Here is a 13,940-nt window from a genome sequence, read left to right on the forward strand (position 1 = left end):
ATTCAAAAGCTTCAATCTTGAGTTTAAATTCATTAAATTAGTGCTAGATTAAAGATAAAATAAACTACTGTGGGCTTTATTTTGGGTTTTGTTAGTTTTGATATAATGTGTTATAAATTATATATATATTTTGAGTTAGGGGTACATAGATGAAACAGAGTTTTTATCGTTTGTTTATTGAATTGACCAATAATCGTTTTACTTCAGGTCTTTTGCGTAGGTTTTCTACTTCTAGATTGAGTAAGCTATTTATTAAGCCGTATATTAAAGCGTTTAATTTAAATATGGATGAGAGTAAAGAAACTTCTTTTTCTTCATTACATGCATTGTTTACTAGGGAATTAAAGCAAAATGCTAGACCGATTCATGCTGGTGTAAGTGAATTAGCTTGTCCAGTAGATGGTGTGTTAGAGTCATGTGGGAAAATTGAAATGGATATTAAATTTGTCGTTAAAGGAAAAACATATAGCATTATTGATATGTTAGGTTCAAAGGAAATGGCAGATAAGTATGATGAGGGTTATTATATGGTGTTGTATTTAAGTCCTAGCCATTATCATCGTATGCATAGTCCGATTGAAGGCGAAGTTGTTTCTCAATTTGAATTAGGTTCTAAATCTTATCCTGTTAATAAAGCAGGTTTAACGTATGGTAAAGATCCACTTTCAAAAAATTATCGCATTGTTTCAGAAGTATTATGCAATGATAATAATAAACATATTGCGATGATTAAAGTTGGTGCGATGTTTGTTAATACAATCGTCGTAACTAAAAAAGAAAAACAATTAAAAAAAGGTGAAGAGGTAGGTTATTTTTCTTTTGGATCTACGGTTGTTTTACTTTTTGAAGCAAATAGTTTTACACCGAATGAGAAACTACAGTCTGGACATGCGATAAGAGTTGGTCAAAATCTTGGTAAATTATATTAAAAATAATAAAAGTATGCACTTTTTTTCACGAAATGAGAGCCATCGTATAGAAAGATGGTTCTTTTTCTGTTATTGTAAAGAGTACTTGTATTTTAATTTCACTTGTATTATTTGCGTATATTGAAAATAATAAAAATGATTAAGATGTTTTTTTTATATAGAAATCTAGTCCTCTTCGTTTAATTTCTTTTTCAATTAAATAAATGAAGGCCGGATCTAGCTGCAAACCAAGAGCTTTTTTGTATGACTCAAGTAACAACTCATCATTTAATTTGTACATATTTTTTGCCCGGTTGGGCGTTCACCTCCGAGTGATTAGAATTTTTTTAATTTCTTTGTAAACTTAATGTATCAAATTTTTAAAAAGAGAACAACCGTTCGTTTATCCACAGAAATAAGTGGATAACTTGTGGGTAAATTGTTTATATTTTCTGAAAAAGTATGTTATAGGACTAAGGATAATGTGTATAGATTTATCCACAGTTTAAATGGTTGTAGTTATTTGTCGAACGATTTATAGAATATATCGAGGTGTAATAATGTTTAATAAATTTTTACCGAGTGAAACTGTTAATAATGTTTATGCAATTACGCCTGAGCATCTAAAAGGCTTAGGAATAAAGGGGATCATTACGGATCTAGATAATACGTTAGTAGAATGGCATAGACCACTAGCAACCCCTGAATTAACAAAATGGTTTAAAGGTATGGATGATGCTGGGATTAAAATTACAGTTGTATCAAATAACAATGCTGAACGTGTTGGGAAATTTTGCGACCCTCTAGGCATTCCATTTATTCATCGAGCACGCAAGCCACTGGCTACTTCATATAAGAAGGCTTATAAACAAATGAATTTAAAACCGACTGAAGTTGTAATGATTGGTGATCAATTACTTACGGACGTATTTGGTGGTAATCGTCAAGGGATTCACACGATTTTAGTAGTTCCGGTTGCGAGTACGGATGGTATTTGGACAAGATTTAATCGAATGGTAGAGCGTAGAATTCTTTCTTCATTAAGAAAGCAAGGATTGCTACAGTGGGAGGATAAAAAGTGAGTCATACAGAAATAAGATGTATTGGTTGTGGAGTTGAAATTCAAACTGAGGATAAAGAAAAGCTTGGATATGCACCTCCATCTTCATTAGAAAAAGAGGAAATTATTTGTCAACGTTGTTTCCGTTTAAAAAACTATAATGAGATTCAAGATGTGGAGTTAACTGATTCTGACTTTATTCGTATTTTAAATGGAATTGGTACAAAAGACTGTCTAGTCATAAAAGTAGTTGATGTATTTGATTTTTCTGGTAGTTGGTTAAATGGGATCAATCGATTTGTTGGTAACAATAAAATTTTATTAGTTGGAAATAAAGCAGATTTAATTCCAAAATCAGTTAAGAAAAATAAACTTACTCAATGGATGAGTGGAACTGCAAAACGCTGGGGGCTAGTGCCAGTAGGTGTTCATTTAGTTAGTGCAGTTAAAGGCACTGGTATTGATGAATTAGCAGAAAGTATTGAGAAGTATCGTGAAGGCAAGGATGTATATGTAGTAGGTTGTACAAATGTTGGAAAATCAACATTTATAAATACTATGATTAAACGTTATAGTGAAGAGAGTAGTAATATCATTACAACATCTCACTTTCCGGGTACAACACTTGACCTAATTCAAATCCCACTTGATGAACATAGTGATTTAATCGATACTCCTGGAATCATTAATCATCATCAAATGGCTCATTTTGTTGATAAAAAAGGTTTAAAAATCATTACACCTAAAAAAGAAATTAAGCCGATGGTTTATCAATTAAATGAAGGTCAAACATTATTCTTTGGTGGATTAGCTCGCTTTGATTATTTAGAAGGTGGAAGACGTTCTTTTACATGTCATTTCTCAAACGAATTATCAATTCATCGTACAAAACAAGAAAATGCAGATGAATTATATGAAAGACAAGCTGGTGAATTATTAGTTCCACCATATGGAGAACAAATTAATGAGTTACCTAAATTAGTAAGGCATGAATTTATGATAAAAGATGCTAAAACTGATATAGTTTATTCAGGATTAGGATGGATTACAGTGAATGACCCAGGTGCTAAAATAGTTGCTTATGTACCAAAAGGTGTAGCTGTAACACTTCGTAATTCTATTATATAAGAATAATTTTGGGGGCTAAAGAGAAATGAAAGACCAATACTATGTAATCGGTCAGCCGATTGGTCATTCAATGTCACCAACTATGCATAATGAATGGTTTCTCTCTAATCATATTTCAGGTCACTATTCTGCAAAAGAAGTTGGGATAACAGAATTAAAATCAGTTATGACAGAGTTTCGTTCAACTGTTAAAGGATTTAATGTAACAGCACCACTTAAAGTAGAAGTAATGCAGTATTTAGATGAAATTGATCCATTAGCAAAAGCAATTGGAGCTGTTAATACGGTTATCAATAAAGATGGAAAATTATTGGGTAAAAATACTGATGGTATTGGATATATTAGAGGTCTATCTTATGTTTTGGAAAAACCGATTGAAGAAGAAACTATTTTAATTATTGGTGCAGGCGGTGCTGCTAGAGCAATTCTTTATAGCCTACTACACTTAGGAGTTAAGCGTATTACCGTTACAAACCGAACGGTAGAAAAAGCAAAAGAGCTCTTAGATGGTAAGTTGATGAATGAAGTTAATATTATTTCAATTCAAGAGGCTGAAGAACAACTAGGAAGATTTTCGCTAATTATTCAAACGACTTCGGTTGGAATGAAGCCAAACGAAAATAGCACTCCTTTAGCACTAACTAATTTATCACCAAATGCAATTGTATCGGATCTAATTTATAGCCCGTTTAAAACAGTATTCTTAAAAGAAGCTGAAGAAAGAAATGTAGCTATACAAAATGGATTACCGATGTTTATTTATCAAGGAGCATTAGCATTTCAAGAGTGGACAGGAATTTTTCCTAATACAATTGATGCTTATTCATTATTAGAAAGAAAACTTGGAGGAACAAAATGTTAACAGGTAAACAAAAAAGATTTTTACGCTCAAAAGCTCATCACTTAAACCCTATTTTTCAAGTAGGTAAAGGTGGAGTTAATGAAAATATGGTTAAGCAAATTTCAGAAGCACTTGAAGTAAGAGAGCTTTTAAAAGTAAGTATACTTCAAAACTGTGATGAGGACCGTTATGAAATAGCAGATCAACTAGTTGAAGGTACAGATGCTGAACTAGTACAAGTAATTGGACATACTGTTGTTTTATATAAAGAGTCAGAAGAAAATAAAACAATCGTATTACCTTAATAAGTTAAATACCGTTAATTAGAGGAGAAGCGGATTAATGGATAAACAAAAAGCACTTTCATATGTAAAAGAAAAACTAACGAACGGGCGTTTTACACATACTATTGGTGTGATGGAAACTGCAGTTAGACTTGCCGAAAAATATGGTGCGGATGTAAAAAAAGCAGAGTTAGCTGCAATTTTCCATGATGTCGCAAAATGCATGCCGATTAAAGAGTTAAAAGCAATTATGGAAGAAAATGAACTTTCACTAAAGCTTTTAAAGTATAATAAAGAACTTTGGCATGCTCCTGTTGGTGCATTTCTTACAAAACATGAATATGGAATTGATGATAAAGAAATTTTACGAGCAATCAAATACCATACAAGTGGTCATAAAGAGATGAATTTATTAGATAAAATAATATATGTAGCAGACTATATTGAACCTAATCGTAACTTTCCTGGTGTGGAAGAAGCTCGTGAATTAGCCGAACAAAATTTGGACCGAGCTTTATTATTCGCATTAAAAAATACGATTACATTTTTGATCAATAAAGAACAAACAGTCTACCCATTAACGGTTAAAACATATAACTCAATTTTAAAGCAAGTTCAAAGCCAGGGGGAACAAAAAAATGAATGAAAAAGAATTAATGATCTTAGCAGTAAAAGCAGCAGACGACAAGAAAGCTGAAGATTTAGTTGTATTAGATATGAAGGGAATCTCTTCAATTGCAGATTATTTCATTATTTGCCAAGGTAATTCAGATAAGCAAGTTCAAGCAATTGCTAGAGAAGTAAAAGATCAAGCATATCAACATGGTAAAGATGTAAAACGTCTTGAAGGATTTGACGAAGCTCGTTGGGTTTTAGTCGATATCGGTGATGTTGTTGTTCATATTTTCCATCGTGACGAAAGAAATTATTATAACTTAGAAAAGCTTTGGGGAGATGCACCATCTCTTGATGTATACGGAGAAATTCTTTCATGACATACAATCGCTTCGCGTACTTGTATGATCAATTAATGAATGATGTCCCTTATGAAAGATGGGTCGAATTCTTAAAAAATGTGTTTCAAAAGTATGATGTAAATCAACCTGAAATTTTAGATATTGGGTGTGGTACAGGAACTTTACCGATTCTTTTATCAAAATTGAACTATTCAGTTAGTGGGGTTGATTTATCTGAGGAAATGTTAAGTGTTGCGATGGCAAAAGCCGAACAGGAAAAAGTAAATATACCTTTTTTTCAACAAAATATGGTTGAACTAGAAGGATTTAATGAGTTAGATTGTGTAACGATTTTCTGTGATTCACTTAATTATTTAGAAACGGAAGTTCAAGTAAAACAAACATTTCGTAATGTACATGAAAGTTTAAAAGAAAATGGTTTGTTTTTATTTGATGTACATTCGTCTTATAAAATCGAAGAAATATTTGCTGAAGAGACATTTTTTATTGATGATGCAGAGTTAAGCTTAGTTTGGTCTTGTACACAAGGCGAACAACCTTTAAGTGTTGAACATGATTTAGTTTTTTTTATGAAAGATGAACATCGTGATCTATATGAACGTTTTGAGGAATATCACAATCAACGAACATATCCAATCAATACGTATAAAACATGGTTGAATGAAAATGGATTTGAAATAAAAGAAATCATTGCTGATTTTGATGAGTCGGTAGAAGAAATGTCTGAGCGAATCTTTTTTATAGCAATGAAAAAATAAAAAACCCTTATAAGAAAACTCTTTTTCTTAAAGGGTTTTTTGCTTTATTAACCTTATAAAATTTAATTTTGTATTTTTGTGTGCAATTGAATAAACAAGTACAATTAGCAACAAGTTAATCAAAACTGCTCCTTAACCCGTTCGATTTCTTGATCAAATTTATTATGTGTTTTTTCAAAGATTTCTTCAAATAAGTCCCCAACTCGGGCTTCAAGTACTTTGATTCCTTCACCAGTAATTCCGCCTTTTACACATACCTTTTCTTGAAGAGTTTCAAGCGTAAAATGTTTTTGTTCAATGAGTTTTCCAAACCCAATAATCATTTCTTCTGCTAAAATCGTTGCTTGCTCTTTTGAAATGGATGTTTGACATACAGCTGCATCAATAAATTTTTGGAGTAAGTAACTAAAAAATGCCGGTCCACAGCTTGCGATATCAGACGAGACTCTTGTAATATCCTCTGAAATCATAACAGGTTTAGAGACTTTCGAAAATAGCTCGATAATTTGCTCCTTATTTTTGGCTGTACACCTTTTTCCGAAATTAACTAAAGTAACACCACTCAATGCTTGGTTAGTTATGCTAGGAATAACTCTTGCAACTTGACAAGGTAAAATGGCTTCTAATTGATCGACATTTATTGGACTTGTAATCGATATAACACAATGTTTTTTTGTGAAATATTTTTGTAAAGATGAAAGTAATGGTTGTATTTCTAATGGTTTTACGCATACGATTACAATTTCTGAAGAGGTGATGACTTCTTTTGCTGTCTCAACAACATTTAAATCAGGATATATATTTTTTAGCTCATAAGCTTTATACATTGAACGGTTTGTAATTGTTAACTGGGAGGGCTTCAAGGCAATCGACTTTATAAATCCATTAAGCAAGATAGTTCCCATATTTCCTGTACCTATGATGCCTACGTTCATGAGTACATCCCTTCCTTTGCATACATTCTCTCCTACACTATATGATGAAAAGTCGAAAATAATGATATAAGTTAAAACGGAGGACGAAAATGAAAAAGTTAATTCACAATAAACTAGTTTGGTTCTGTCTATTAATTGTAGTAGTTCTAATAGTAAATTATTATCAAACTGAGCGTAAAAATGAGGTTGTTTTTGCAAATCGATCTCATGAAAAAAGGGACGATGAAGAAAAGAAAACCGAGTCTAACAAAGAAATCAGTGCACCAGCTCAATCAAAAGTTTTCATGGTTGATGTAAAAGGTGCAATTCAAAAGCCAAGTGTCATTGAATGCAAGGAAGGAGATCGAGTTATTGATGTAATCAAATTAGCAGGAGGATTTCAAAAGAAAGCGGATGTGAATAAAGTAAATTTAGCTGAAAAAGTTTCTGATGAGATGGTAATCTATGTACCATTGATTGGTGAAGAAACAGAGGGTGTTTCGGCTTCGATGGCTTCGACTAATAATAATACTGAAAAAAATGTAGCAATTGATATTAATCATGCAACACAATCAGAATTAGAAAAAATACCTGGAATTGGTCCAACAAAAGCAAAAAATATTTTAGATTATATTGAATCTAATGGGCCACTAACTTCAGTTGAACAATTAGATGCAGTAAATGGAATTGGCAAAAAATCGCTTGAACAAATGACTCCATTTATTTTAATTCGATAATTTATAATGAGTATTTATCTAGCTTATATAGTTATCGTACAAATAATTACAACAGTCCTTTTTAAAGATTATAATTTGATTTATTTATTGATTTTACTTATTCTAAGTTTATTTTTAGTTATGAAAAGAAAATGGTCAATTCTATTTACTTGTCTAATTTCGATCCTAATTACCTCATTAATATGTTTTTTACAAAATAATATAATAAATTCTCCTAACCCAAAACCTGCTCAGAGTGTTCGAGGTGTAATTATTTCTTCCCCCATAATAGATGGAAATAAAATTTCTTTTACATTTAAACTTACTAATCAAAAAGTCTTACTTAGTAGCTTTGCTAATTCTAAAGACCAATTAAAAGTATTTCAAAACCGACAAATTGGTGAGATTTGCGATGTTACTGGTGATGTTGATCTACCTCAAAAAAATTCGAACCCATACTTATTTAATTATCAAAAATATTTATTAAACCAAGGGATTCAGTGGACTATTACAACTGATCCAAATAGTTTACTGAAATGTAAAAATGGAACTCGAACATTACTTCAATCTATAGTTTATAACAGACAAGCTTTAACTAACTATGTTGAGGAGCATTTTGATTCCATTACAGAAGGGTATATAAATGCTCTATTATTTGGTGATCGCTCAAAAATGAACGTAGAAACAGAATCTCAATATCAGATTGTAGGCATTGTTCATTTACTTGCTATTAGTGGTTCACACATTAGTTTATTGAGTCTTTGCATTTATTTTTTATTAATTAGAGTAGGTGTAACGAAAGAAACTAGTTTATTTATAACCATTGTTTGTATTATTACGTATGGCTTTTTAGCAGGCGCATCAGCGTCAGTAGTAAGGGCAGTTATTATTGGGGCTTTAGTTTGCATATTTAGACTAGCAAAAATAAAAGTGGATCTAACTTCGCTCATATATCTTTCTTGTATAGTGATGTTATTGATAAGACCAAATTACATAGATGATCTAGGCTTTCAATTTTCCTTTGTGACAAGTTTTGTGCTTATTTTAACGAGTAAGCAGATCTTGAATTATAAAACATGGTATGCCAAAGCCTTATTTACTTCGGGTATTACTCAATTAGTATCCATACCTATATTACTTTATAATTTTCACGAACTGTCCCCTTATAGCATTTTTATCAACTTAATCTTCATCCCATTTATCAGTTTTATCGTTATGCCACTCTGTATTATTTGTTTTAGTCTTAGTTTAATAACACCAGCTATAAGTGTTTATTTTACAATGCTTTTAACGTTTTTCATTAATTTGTCAGATGAATTACTTAGTTTTTGTATGCAATTACCATTTATTAAATTAATTTTTACACACCCGTCAAGGGAGATTCTGTTTCTCTATATAATGCTAATATTTTTAATTTTATATTTCATGGAATCTGAAAAAGAAAAGAAACTATTTATTAATTGTGTAATTGGATTTTTCATTCTTATCATTGGACATTTATTTTTCCCTTTTATTAATCCAATCGGAAAAGTTATGTTCATTGATGTAGGACAAGGTGATTGTATTCTTATTAAACTGCCATTTAATAAGGGGAACTATGTAATTGATACCGGTGGTAAACTAATTATTAATGAAGAAGATTGGATGAAGCGTAAAAAGCCTTTTTCTACTGGTAGCGATATTTTAATACCAATATTAAAAGGAGAGGGAATAAGTAAAATAGATAAATTAATCTTCACACATGGTGACATCGATCATATTGGTGGAGGGCTAGAAGTATTGCAATCTTTCCATGTAAAACAATTAATCGTCGGTAACAAACATACATTTACAGAAGCAGAAAAAGAAAGAATTACTTTAGCAATTAATAAAGGGATTGAGGTGAAGAAAATAAGTGAAGGAAAGAAGTGGAAAGTAGGTCGCAATTATTTTGAGGTTATTTCTCCAATTAAAAACTATAAAGGAGAGGAAAACCATGGATCAATTGTAATTAAATCAAACATAGGTGGGAAGAGCTGGTTGTTTACGGGTGATTTAGATGAAAGTGGTGAAATTGAGCTCATCTCTAAATACAAACATATAAAGGTAGATGTTTTAAAAATAGGGCATCATGGCAGTAATACATCGACTTCTGAGGAGCTATTAAAGGCAGTTTCGCCTAAAGTTGGTATTATCTCAGTTGGTACAAAAAATCGTTATGGTCATCCGAAGCAAGAAGTACTTAGTCGACTACAGAAAAATAATGTTAAAATCCTACGAACTGATAAAAATGGCGCAATAACTTATGAATTTAAAAGTGGTCAAGGTACCCTTTATGTGTTTAAAGCATACCGTAAAGAAAAGAACAGAAATTAATAAAAAAATAAAAAGACTGCCAAGGCAGTCTCACCATTTGATTCTATGTATTATCGTGCAACGAATTCTACAATCGTTGCGATGATAAATAGAGTAGCGAAGAAACCAAATGAAACAGCAAAGCCAACGCCTGAATCTGTAGAATCATTACGCTTACTTTGAACGTTTTTTTCAAATGTATTCACAAATAACCCCTCCTAATTCACAATTTTAGTATAAATCAATATAACTAAAAAATCCATAGTATGTTTGTTTTAGTTATACCGTTTTAAATAAAGAAACCGGATCTTTATTTAAAACGTTAATATAAATTAGAGATTAGTATTTACTAATCTCTTCCTTCTCATGTAGGACATGTTATACTGTATAAAGAAAATTAGTGTAGGGGAGCAAAACATGATTAATGATTTACATAAAAAATTGAAAAAGAATGTGTCTCCAATGTATTTATTGGTTGGTACTGAAGATTTTTTACTTCAAGAAGCAGAAAACTTAATCGTGAAAGCGGCTTTACAAGGAGAAGTCGATGACTTTAACTATCAAACGTATGATTTAAAAGAGGCTTATTTAAGTGAAGCTTTAGAGGACGCTCAAACACCGTCATTTTTTGGTGGGAATAAAGTCATTATTATAAAATCATGTGTTTTTTTAACAGCTCAAAAGGAAAAAATTGTACAAGATATCGAGCCGTTATTTGATTATATTGATAATCCAGCTCCCTTTACAACTGTTGTTTTTATTGCTCCTTATGAAAAGTTGGACGAGCGAAAAAAGGTCACAAAAGCATTAAAAAAACAAGTTGAGTTAGTTGAATGCCACCCGGTTGAAGTGAATAATTTAGATGGTTGGATTAAAGAACAATTCATTGGAAATGTAACAATTACTAAAGAGGCTATTGAAAAATTAAAGCTACTAGTTGGAAATAATTTATCAATTTTAAAACTTGAATGTGAGAAGCTTCAATTATTTATTGGAAACGAAGGAGAAGTAACCGAAGACCTTGTAGAAATGATGGTTGCAAAAACGATTGAGCAAAATGTTTTTTCACTTATAGAAAAGACAGCAGTTAGACAGACGACTGATGCACTAAAAATCCTTCATGAATTATTATATATAGGTGAAGAGCCAATAAAAATTGTAGCATTATTAGCTAGTCAATTTAGATTGTTGTACGGAATAAAACAATTTTCAAGTAGCGGATATTCCAATAATCAAATTGCTTCATCAGTTGGAGTATCACCTGGTAGAGTATTTTATGGACAAAAGCAAGCAAATAACTTCCAAGTTAGTGAGTTGAAAGAAGCAATTAGATTAATTGCTGAAGTTGATTATAAAATGAAGACTGGTCAAGGTGATAAAATTTTGATCCTTGAAATGTTGATTCTTCAGTTAAATAAATAAAACCGGAATAATAATTGATAATCGTTTATAAAAATATATAGCAAAATATGGCAGACCATTTTTATTAAATTTGGACTGCCTTTTTATATAGTGAACAAATTCTTAAAAATAATAAAAATTTATGGAGGGTAGGGTGAATGAAGGGAATTCCTAATGATATAAATAGAGTGTTAAATACATACTTAGATACCGTTGAATTGAAATTACCTAATTTTCTTCATTCGTATTATCTTTATGGTTCGTCTACATTAGGTGCATTTAAGAATGGGATTAGCGATATCGATTTTATTGCTGTTGTAAATCGTCAAGTAACTGAAAAAGATTTGAAAATCCTAAAAGAAATTCATCGGGATATGCAAAGAAAGTACTCTAAAACCATTTTGGACGGATGGTATATAAGTACAAAAGATTTTCTTTCCTTAAATGAAGATGGAGTTTTAAGTATTCGATTCAATGATGGGAAGTGTCATGGGTTTAAAAAGTTTGAAAAGAACTCCATAGATGTTTTTCAATTAAAAAAATACAGCATTACAGTAAAAGGTATAAATATTGAAGAGTTAGATCTTTCGATAAACTGGGAAATCTTACAATTTGATATGAGAGAAAATCTAAATTCTTATTGGCTTAATTGGGTAAAAAACAGTCAGAAGTTCACTAATATAAACTATTTAAGTTTGTTTGTTAGTGTTAGGAGTATTGAGTGGGGCGTTTTAGGTGTGTCTCGTCTTTATTATACATTTAAAGAAAAAGATATTACCTCGAAAGTCGGAGCGGGTGAATATGCTTTGAAGACTGTGCCACATAGATGGCATAAGATTATTAAAGAGGCAATGAGATTACGAAACGACAATAAAAAATCTTTTTACAAATCGATTTTGAAAAGAAGAAAAGATGCAATAGGTTATATGGAGTTTATGATTGAAGAATGTAACAAGCTATTTTAAATTAAAAATTGTACGAAAAAATGGTGTCTCAAATGAGACACCATTTAATTCATTACGCGTTCATAGCGTTAACTTGTTTAGCTAAACGAGACTTTTGACGTGAAGCAGCGTTTTTATGGATTAGATTGCTGTTAGCAGCTTTGTCTAATTTTTTAGAAGCGTTTAATAAAGCTTCTTGCGCTTTTTCAGTTTCGTTATTAGTAACTAAAGCTTCAACAGTTTTCACAGCAGTACGCATTTCTGATTTAAGAGATGCGTTGTGAGCACGATGAGCCTCAGCTGTTTTTACACGTTTAATAGCTGATTTAATATTTGGCATACCTTTCACCTCCCGAATGCATTCGAGAAATTTGCCCTCGAACACAAATAGAACAAAACTTATTTTATCAAAACAAGTCTCATTTGGCAATAGAAATTCATAAAGCTATTTTCGCCTTTTTAAAAGAAAATTAAACTACTCGTTTAGAAATGGTAACATCTAGCTAAACTAGTTAAGAAAAGACTTGTTAAATTTCGATGAGTATTGTGGAGGCTAGATAGATGAGCGAGTTAGATTTAAGTCAATATAGTGTTCGAACAGATTTAGCAGTAGAAGCAAAAGAGATGCTTGAGGAGCGTGAACAAACAAAGGAAGAAATTACCGGCTTAATCGTTAAAGAACGTGAAGTTGATGGTGTGAGTATTTCTCATGTTCATATTAAAGAATCTGCATCTGAAAGAATCGGGAAGAAGCCAGGGAATTATTTAACATTACAAGTTCAAGGTATTCGTGAGCAAGATACTGATCTTCAAGACAAGGTTGAAAAAGTTTTTGCAAACGAGTTTTCGGCTTTTATTAAAAATTTAGGTATTACAGAAGATCAAACATGTTTAGTTGTTGGGTTAGGAAACTGGAATGTAACACCTGATGCACTCGGGCCAATGGTTGTAGAAAATTTAGTTGTTACAAAGCATCTTTTTGAATTGCAGCCAGAAAGTGTTCAAGATGGATATCGTCCAGTTTGTGCCTTATCTCCAGGAGTTATGGGAATCACAGGTATTGAAACGAGCGATATCATATCAGGAGTCATTGATAAAGTTAAGCCAGATTTTGTAATCGCAATTGATGCACTTGCAGCAAGATCTATTGAACGAGTTAATACAACAATTCAAATAACAGATAATGGTATTCATCCAGGCTCTGGAATCGGAAATAAACGCAAGGAATTGAGTAAGGAAACATTAGGTATTCCCGTAATTGCTATAGGTGTTCCGACGGTTGTTGATGCTGTTGCAATTACAAGTGACACAATTGACTTCATTTTAAAACATTTTGGACGAGAGATAAAAGAAGGAGACAAGCCAGCGAAAGCGCTAATCCCTTCAGGAATGGCATTTGGTGAAAAGAAGAAGTATACCGAGGAAGATATGCCTAATGAAAAAGAACGAATGGCATTTATGGGGATTGTAGGAACACTTGAAGAAAATGAAAAACGTAAATTAATTCATGAAGTACTATCACCACTTGGTCATAACCTAATGGTTACACCAAAAGAAGTGGATACATTTATAGAGGATATGGCAAATATAATTGCTGGCGGTATGAATGCGGCACTACATTCTAAAATTAATCAAGACAATATTGGCTCATATACTCATTAATATTTCATAAATG

Annotated in this window: 17 protein-coding genes; 13 read left to right on the forward strand and 4 right to left on the reverse strand. The window is 31.7% G+C overall.

Annotated elements, in window-relative coordinates; genetic code table 11:
- Positions 1-149 precede the first annotated feature (149 nt).
- Entirely contained in the window at positions 150-929 is a 780-nt protein-coding gene (locus CN601_RS00895; protein ID WP_098169695.1) for a phosphatidylserine decarboxylase, read from the forward strand.
- A 139-nt stretch (positions 930-1,068) separates the two neighbouring features.
- On the opposite strand, the gene sda is transcribed toward CN601_RS00895, so the two are convergent.
- Positions 1,069-1,209: a sporulation histidine kinase inhibitor Sda gene (sda, locus tag CN601_RS00900; RefSeq protein ID WP_056473113.1), complete on the reverse strand. Its 141-nt coding sequence runs from the start codon at positions 1,207-1,209 to the stop codon at positions 1,069-1,071.
- 259 nt (positions 1,210-1,468) lie between these two features.
- On the opposite strand from sda, the gene CN601_RS00905 reads away from it, so the two are divergent.
- Genes CN601_RS00905 through CN601_RS00935 form a run of 7 tightly spaced genes read left to right on the forward strand, consistent with a single transcriptional unit; the run spans position 1,469 to position 5,956 of the window.
- A complete protein-coding gene (locus CN601_RS00905) occupies positions 1,469-1,990 on the forward strand; it encodes a YqeG family HAD IIIA-type phosphatase (protein ID WP_098120441.1) in 522 nt (173 codons plus the stop codon).
- A complete protein-coding gene (gene yqeH, locus CN601_RS00910; protein ID WP_098120442.1) occupies positions 1,987-3,096 on the forward strand; it encodes a ribosome biogenesis GTPase YqeH in 1,110 nt (369 codons plus the stop codon). The genes CN601_RS00905 and yqeH overlap by 4 nt, the downstream gene beginning before the upstream one ends.
- Before the next feature lie 25 nt (positions 3,097-3,121).
- Positions 3,122-3,958: a shikimate dehydrogenase gene (gene aroE / locus CN601_RS00915; RefSeq protein ID WP_098169696.1), complete on the forward strand. Its 837-nt coding sequence runs from the start codon at positions 3,122-3,124 to the stop codon at positions 3,956-3,958.
- Entirely contained in the window at positions 3,952-4,242 is a 291-nt protein-coding gene (gene yhbY / locus CN601_RS00920) for a ribosome assembly RNA-binding protein YhbY (protein WP_098120444.1), read from the forward strand. The genes aroE and yhbY overlap by 7 nt, the downstream gene beginning before the upstream one ends.
- A gap of 37 nt (positions 4,243-4,279) precedes the next feature.
- Entirely contained in the window at positions 4,280-4,867 is a 588-nt protein-coding gene (gene yqeK, locus CN601_RS00925; protein ID WP_098120445.1) for a bis(5'-nucleosyl)-tetraphosphatase (symmetrical) YqeK, read from the forward strand.
- Positions 4,860-5,216, forward strand: a complete 357-nt coding sequence (gene rsfS / locus CN601_RS00930; RefSeq protein ID WP_098120446.1) for a ribosome silencing factor — start codon at positions 4,860-4,862, stop codon at positions 5,214-5,216. Before yqeK ends, rsfS begins: the two co-directional genes overlap by 8 nt.
- Entirely contained in the window at positions 5,213-5,956 is a 744-nt protein-coding gene (locus CN601_RS00935; protein ID WP_098169697.1) for a class I SAM-dependent DNA methyltransferase, read from the forward strand. Before rsfS ends, CN601_RS00935 begins: the two co-directional genes overlap by 4 nt.
- A 119-nt stretch (positions 5,957-6,075) precedes the next feature.
- Here CN601_RS00935 and comER read toward each other — a convergent pair whose 3' ends face one another.
- Positions 6,076-6,891, reverse strand: coding sequence for a late competence protein ComER (gene comER, locus CN601_RS00940; RefSeq protein ID WP_098120448.1), 816 nt, complete (start codon positions 6,889-6,891; stop codon positions 6,076-6,078).
- A gap of 89 nt (positions 6,892-6,980) precedes the next feature.
- Between comER and CN601_RS00945 the strand changes: the two genes are divergently transcribed.
- Positions 6,981-7,607, forward strand: coding sequence for a helix-hairpin-helix domain-containing protein (locus tag CN601_RS00945; protein ID WP_098169698.1), 627 nt, complete (start codon positions 6,981-6,983; stop codon positions 7,605-7,607).
- 6 nt (positions 7,608-7,613) lie between these two features.
- Positions 7,614-9,941, forward strand: coding sequence for a DNA internalization-related competence protein ComEC/Rec2 (locus CN601_RS00950; RefSeq protein ID WP_098169699.1), 2,328 nt, complete (start codon positions 7,614-7,616; stop codon positions 9,939-9,941).
- 50 nt (positions 9,942-9,991) lie between these two features.
- Here the strand turns inward: CN601_RS00950 and CN601_RS00955 are convergent, their stop codons facing one another.
- Positions 9,992-10,126, reverse strand: a complete 135-nt coding sequence (locus CN601_RS00955) for a YqzM family protein (protein ID WP_098120451.1) — start codon at positions 10,124-10,126, stop codon at positions 9,992-9,994.
- Positions 10,127-10,337: 211 nt separating this feature from the next.
- Between CN601_RS00955 and holA the strand changes: the two genes are divergently transcribed.
- Both holA and CN601_RS00965 read left to right on the forward strand, forming a co-directional pair.
- Positions 10,338-11,342: a DNA polymerase III subunit delta gene (holA, locus tag CN601_RS00960; RefSeq protein ID WP_179865382.1), complete on the forward strand. Its 1,005-nt coding sequence runs from the start codon at positions 10,338-10,340 to the stop codon at positions 11,340-11,342.
- Between the two features lie 137 nt (positions 11,343-11,479).
- On the forward strand, positions 11,480-12,286 hold the full coding sequence (locus CN601_RS00965; protein WP_098169701.1) for an aminoglycoside adenylyltransferase domain-containing protein: 807 nt from the start codon (positions 11,480-11,482) through the stop codon (positions 12,284-12,286).
- Positions 12,287-12,338: 52 nt separating this feature from the next.
- On the opposite strand, the gene rpsT is transcribed toward CN601_RS00965, so the two are convergent.
- Positions 12,339-12,605, reverse strand: a complete 267-nt coding sequence (rpsT, locus tag CN601_RS00970) for a 30S ribosomal protein S20 (protein ID WP_098120454.1) — start codon at positions 12,603-12,605, stop codon at positions 12,339-12,341.
- Positions 12,606-12,826: 221 nt separating this feature from the next.
- Between rpsT and gpr the strand changes: the two genes are divergently transcribed.
- Positions 12,827-13,927 (forward strand): GPR endopeptidase, encoded by a 1,101-nt coding sequence (gpr, locus tag CN601_RS00975; RefSeq protein ID WP_098120455.1) that lies wholly within the window; start codon positions 12,827-12,829, stop codon positions 13,925-13,927.
- Positions 13,928-13,940: the final 13 nt, after the last annotated feature.

This window comes from Bacillus sp. AFS017336 (assembly GCF_002555445.1).
Taxonomy (GTDB): domain Bacteria; phylum Bacillota; class Bacilli; order Bacillales; family Bacillaceae_G; genus Gottfriedia.

What these genes read in the sequence shown, in the direction of transcription:
- rsfS (WP_098120446.1), top strand. Translation starts at nt 4,860, where the DNA reads ATGAATGAAAAAGAATTAATGATCTTAGCAGTAAAAGCAGCAGACGAC.
- rpsT (WP_098120454.1), bottom strand. Translation starts at nt 12,605, where the DNA reads ATGCCAAATATTAAATCAGCTATTAAACGTGTAAAAACAGCTGAGGCT.
- gpr (WP_098120455.1), top strand. Translation starts at nt 12,827, where the DNA reads ATGAGCGAGTTAGATTTAAGTCAATATAGTGTTCGAACAGATTTAGCA.
- aroE (WP_098169696.1), top strand. Translation starts at nt 3,122, where the DNA reads ATGAAAGACCAATACTATGTAATCGGTCAGCCGATTGGTCATTCAATG.
- CN601_RS00895 (WP_098169695.1), top strand. Translation starts at nt 150, where the DNA reads ATGAAACAGAGTTTTTATCGTTTGTTTATTGAATTGACCAATAATCGT.
- CN601_RS00950 (WP_098169699.1), top strand. Translation starts at nt 7,614, where the DNA reads ATGAGTATTTATCTAGCTTATATAGTTATCGTACAAATAATTACAACA.
- sda (WP_056473113.1), bottom strand. Translation starts at nt 1,209, where the DNA reads ATGTACAAATTAAATGATGAGTTGTTACTTGAGTCATACAAAAAAGCT.
- CN601_RS00935 (WP_098169697.1), top strand. Translation starts at nt 5,213, where the DNA reads ATGACATACAATCGCTTCGCGTACTTGTATGATCAATTAATGAATGAT.
- yqeK (WP_098120445.1), top strand. Translation starts at nt 4,280, where the DNA reads ATGGATAAACAAAAAGCACTTTCATATGTAAAAGAAAAACTAACGAAC.
- comER (WP_098120448.1), bottom strand. Translation starts at nt 6,891, where the DNA reads ATGAACGTAGGCATCATAGGTACAGGAAATATGGGAACTATCTTGCTT.
- holA (WP_179865382.1), top strand. Translation starts at nt 10,338, where the DNA reads ATGATTAATGATTTACATAAAAAATTGAAAAAGAATGTGTCTCCAATG.
- yhbY (WP_098120444.1), top strand. Translation starts at nt 3,952, where the DNA reads ATGTTAACAGGTAAACAAAAAAGATTTTTACGCTCAAAAGCTCATCAC.
- CN601_RS00965 (WP_098169701.1), top strand. Translation starts at nt 11,480, where the DNA reads ATGAAGGGAATTCCTAATGATATAAATAGAGTGTTAAATACATACTTA.
- CN601_RS00905 (WP_098120441.1), top strand. Translation starts at nt 1,469, where the DNA reads ATGTTTAATAAATTTTTACCGAGTGAAACTGTTAATAATGTTTATGCA.
- CN601_RS00945 (WP_098169698.1), top strand. Translation starts at nt 6,981, where the DNA reads ATGAAAAAGTTAATTCACAATAAACTAGTTTGGTTCTGTCTATTAATT.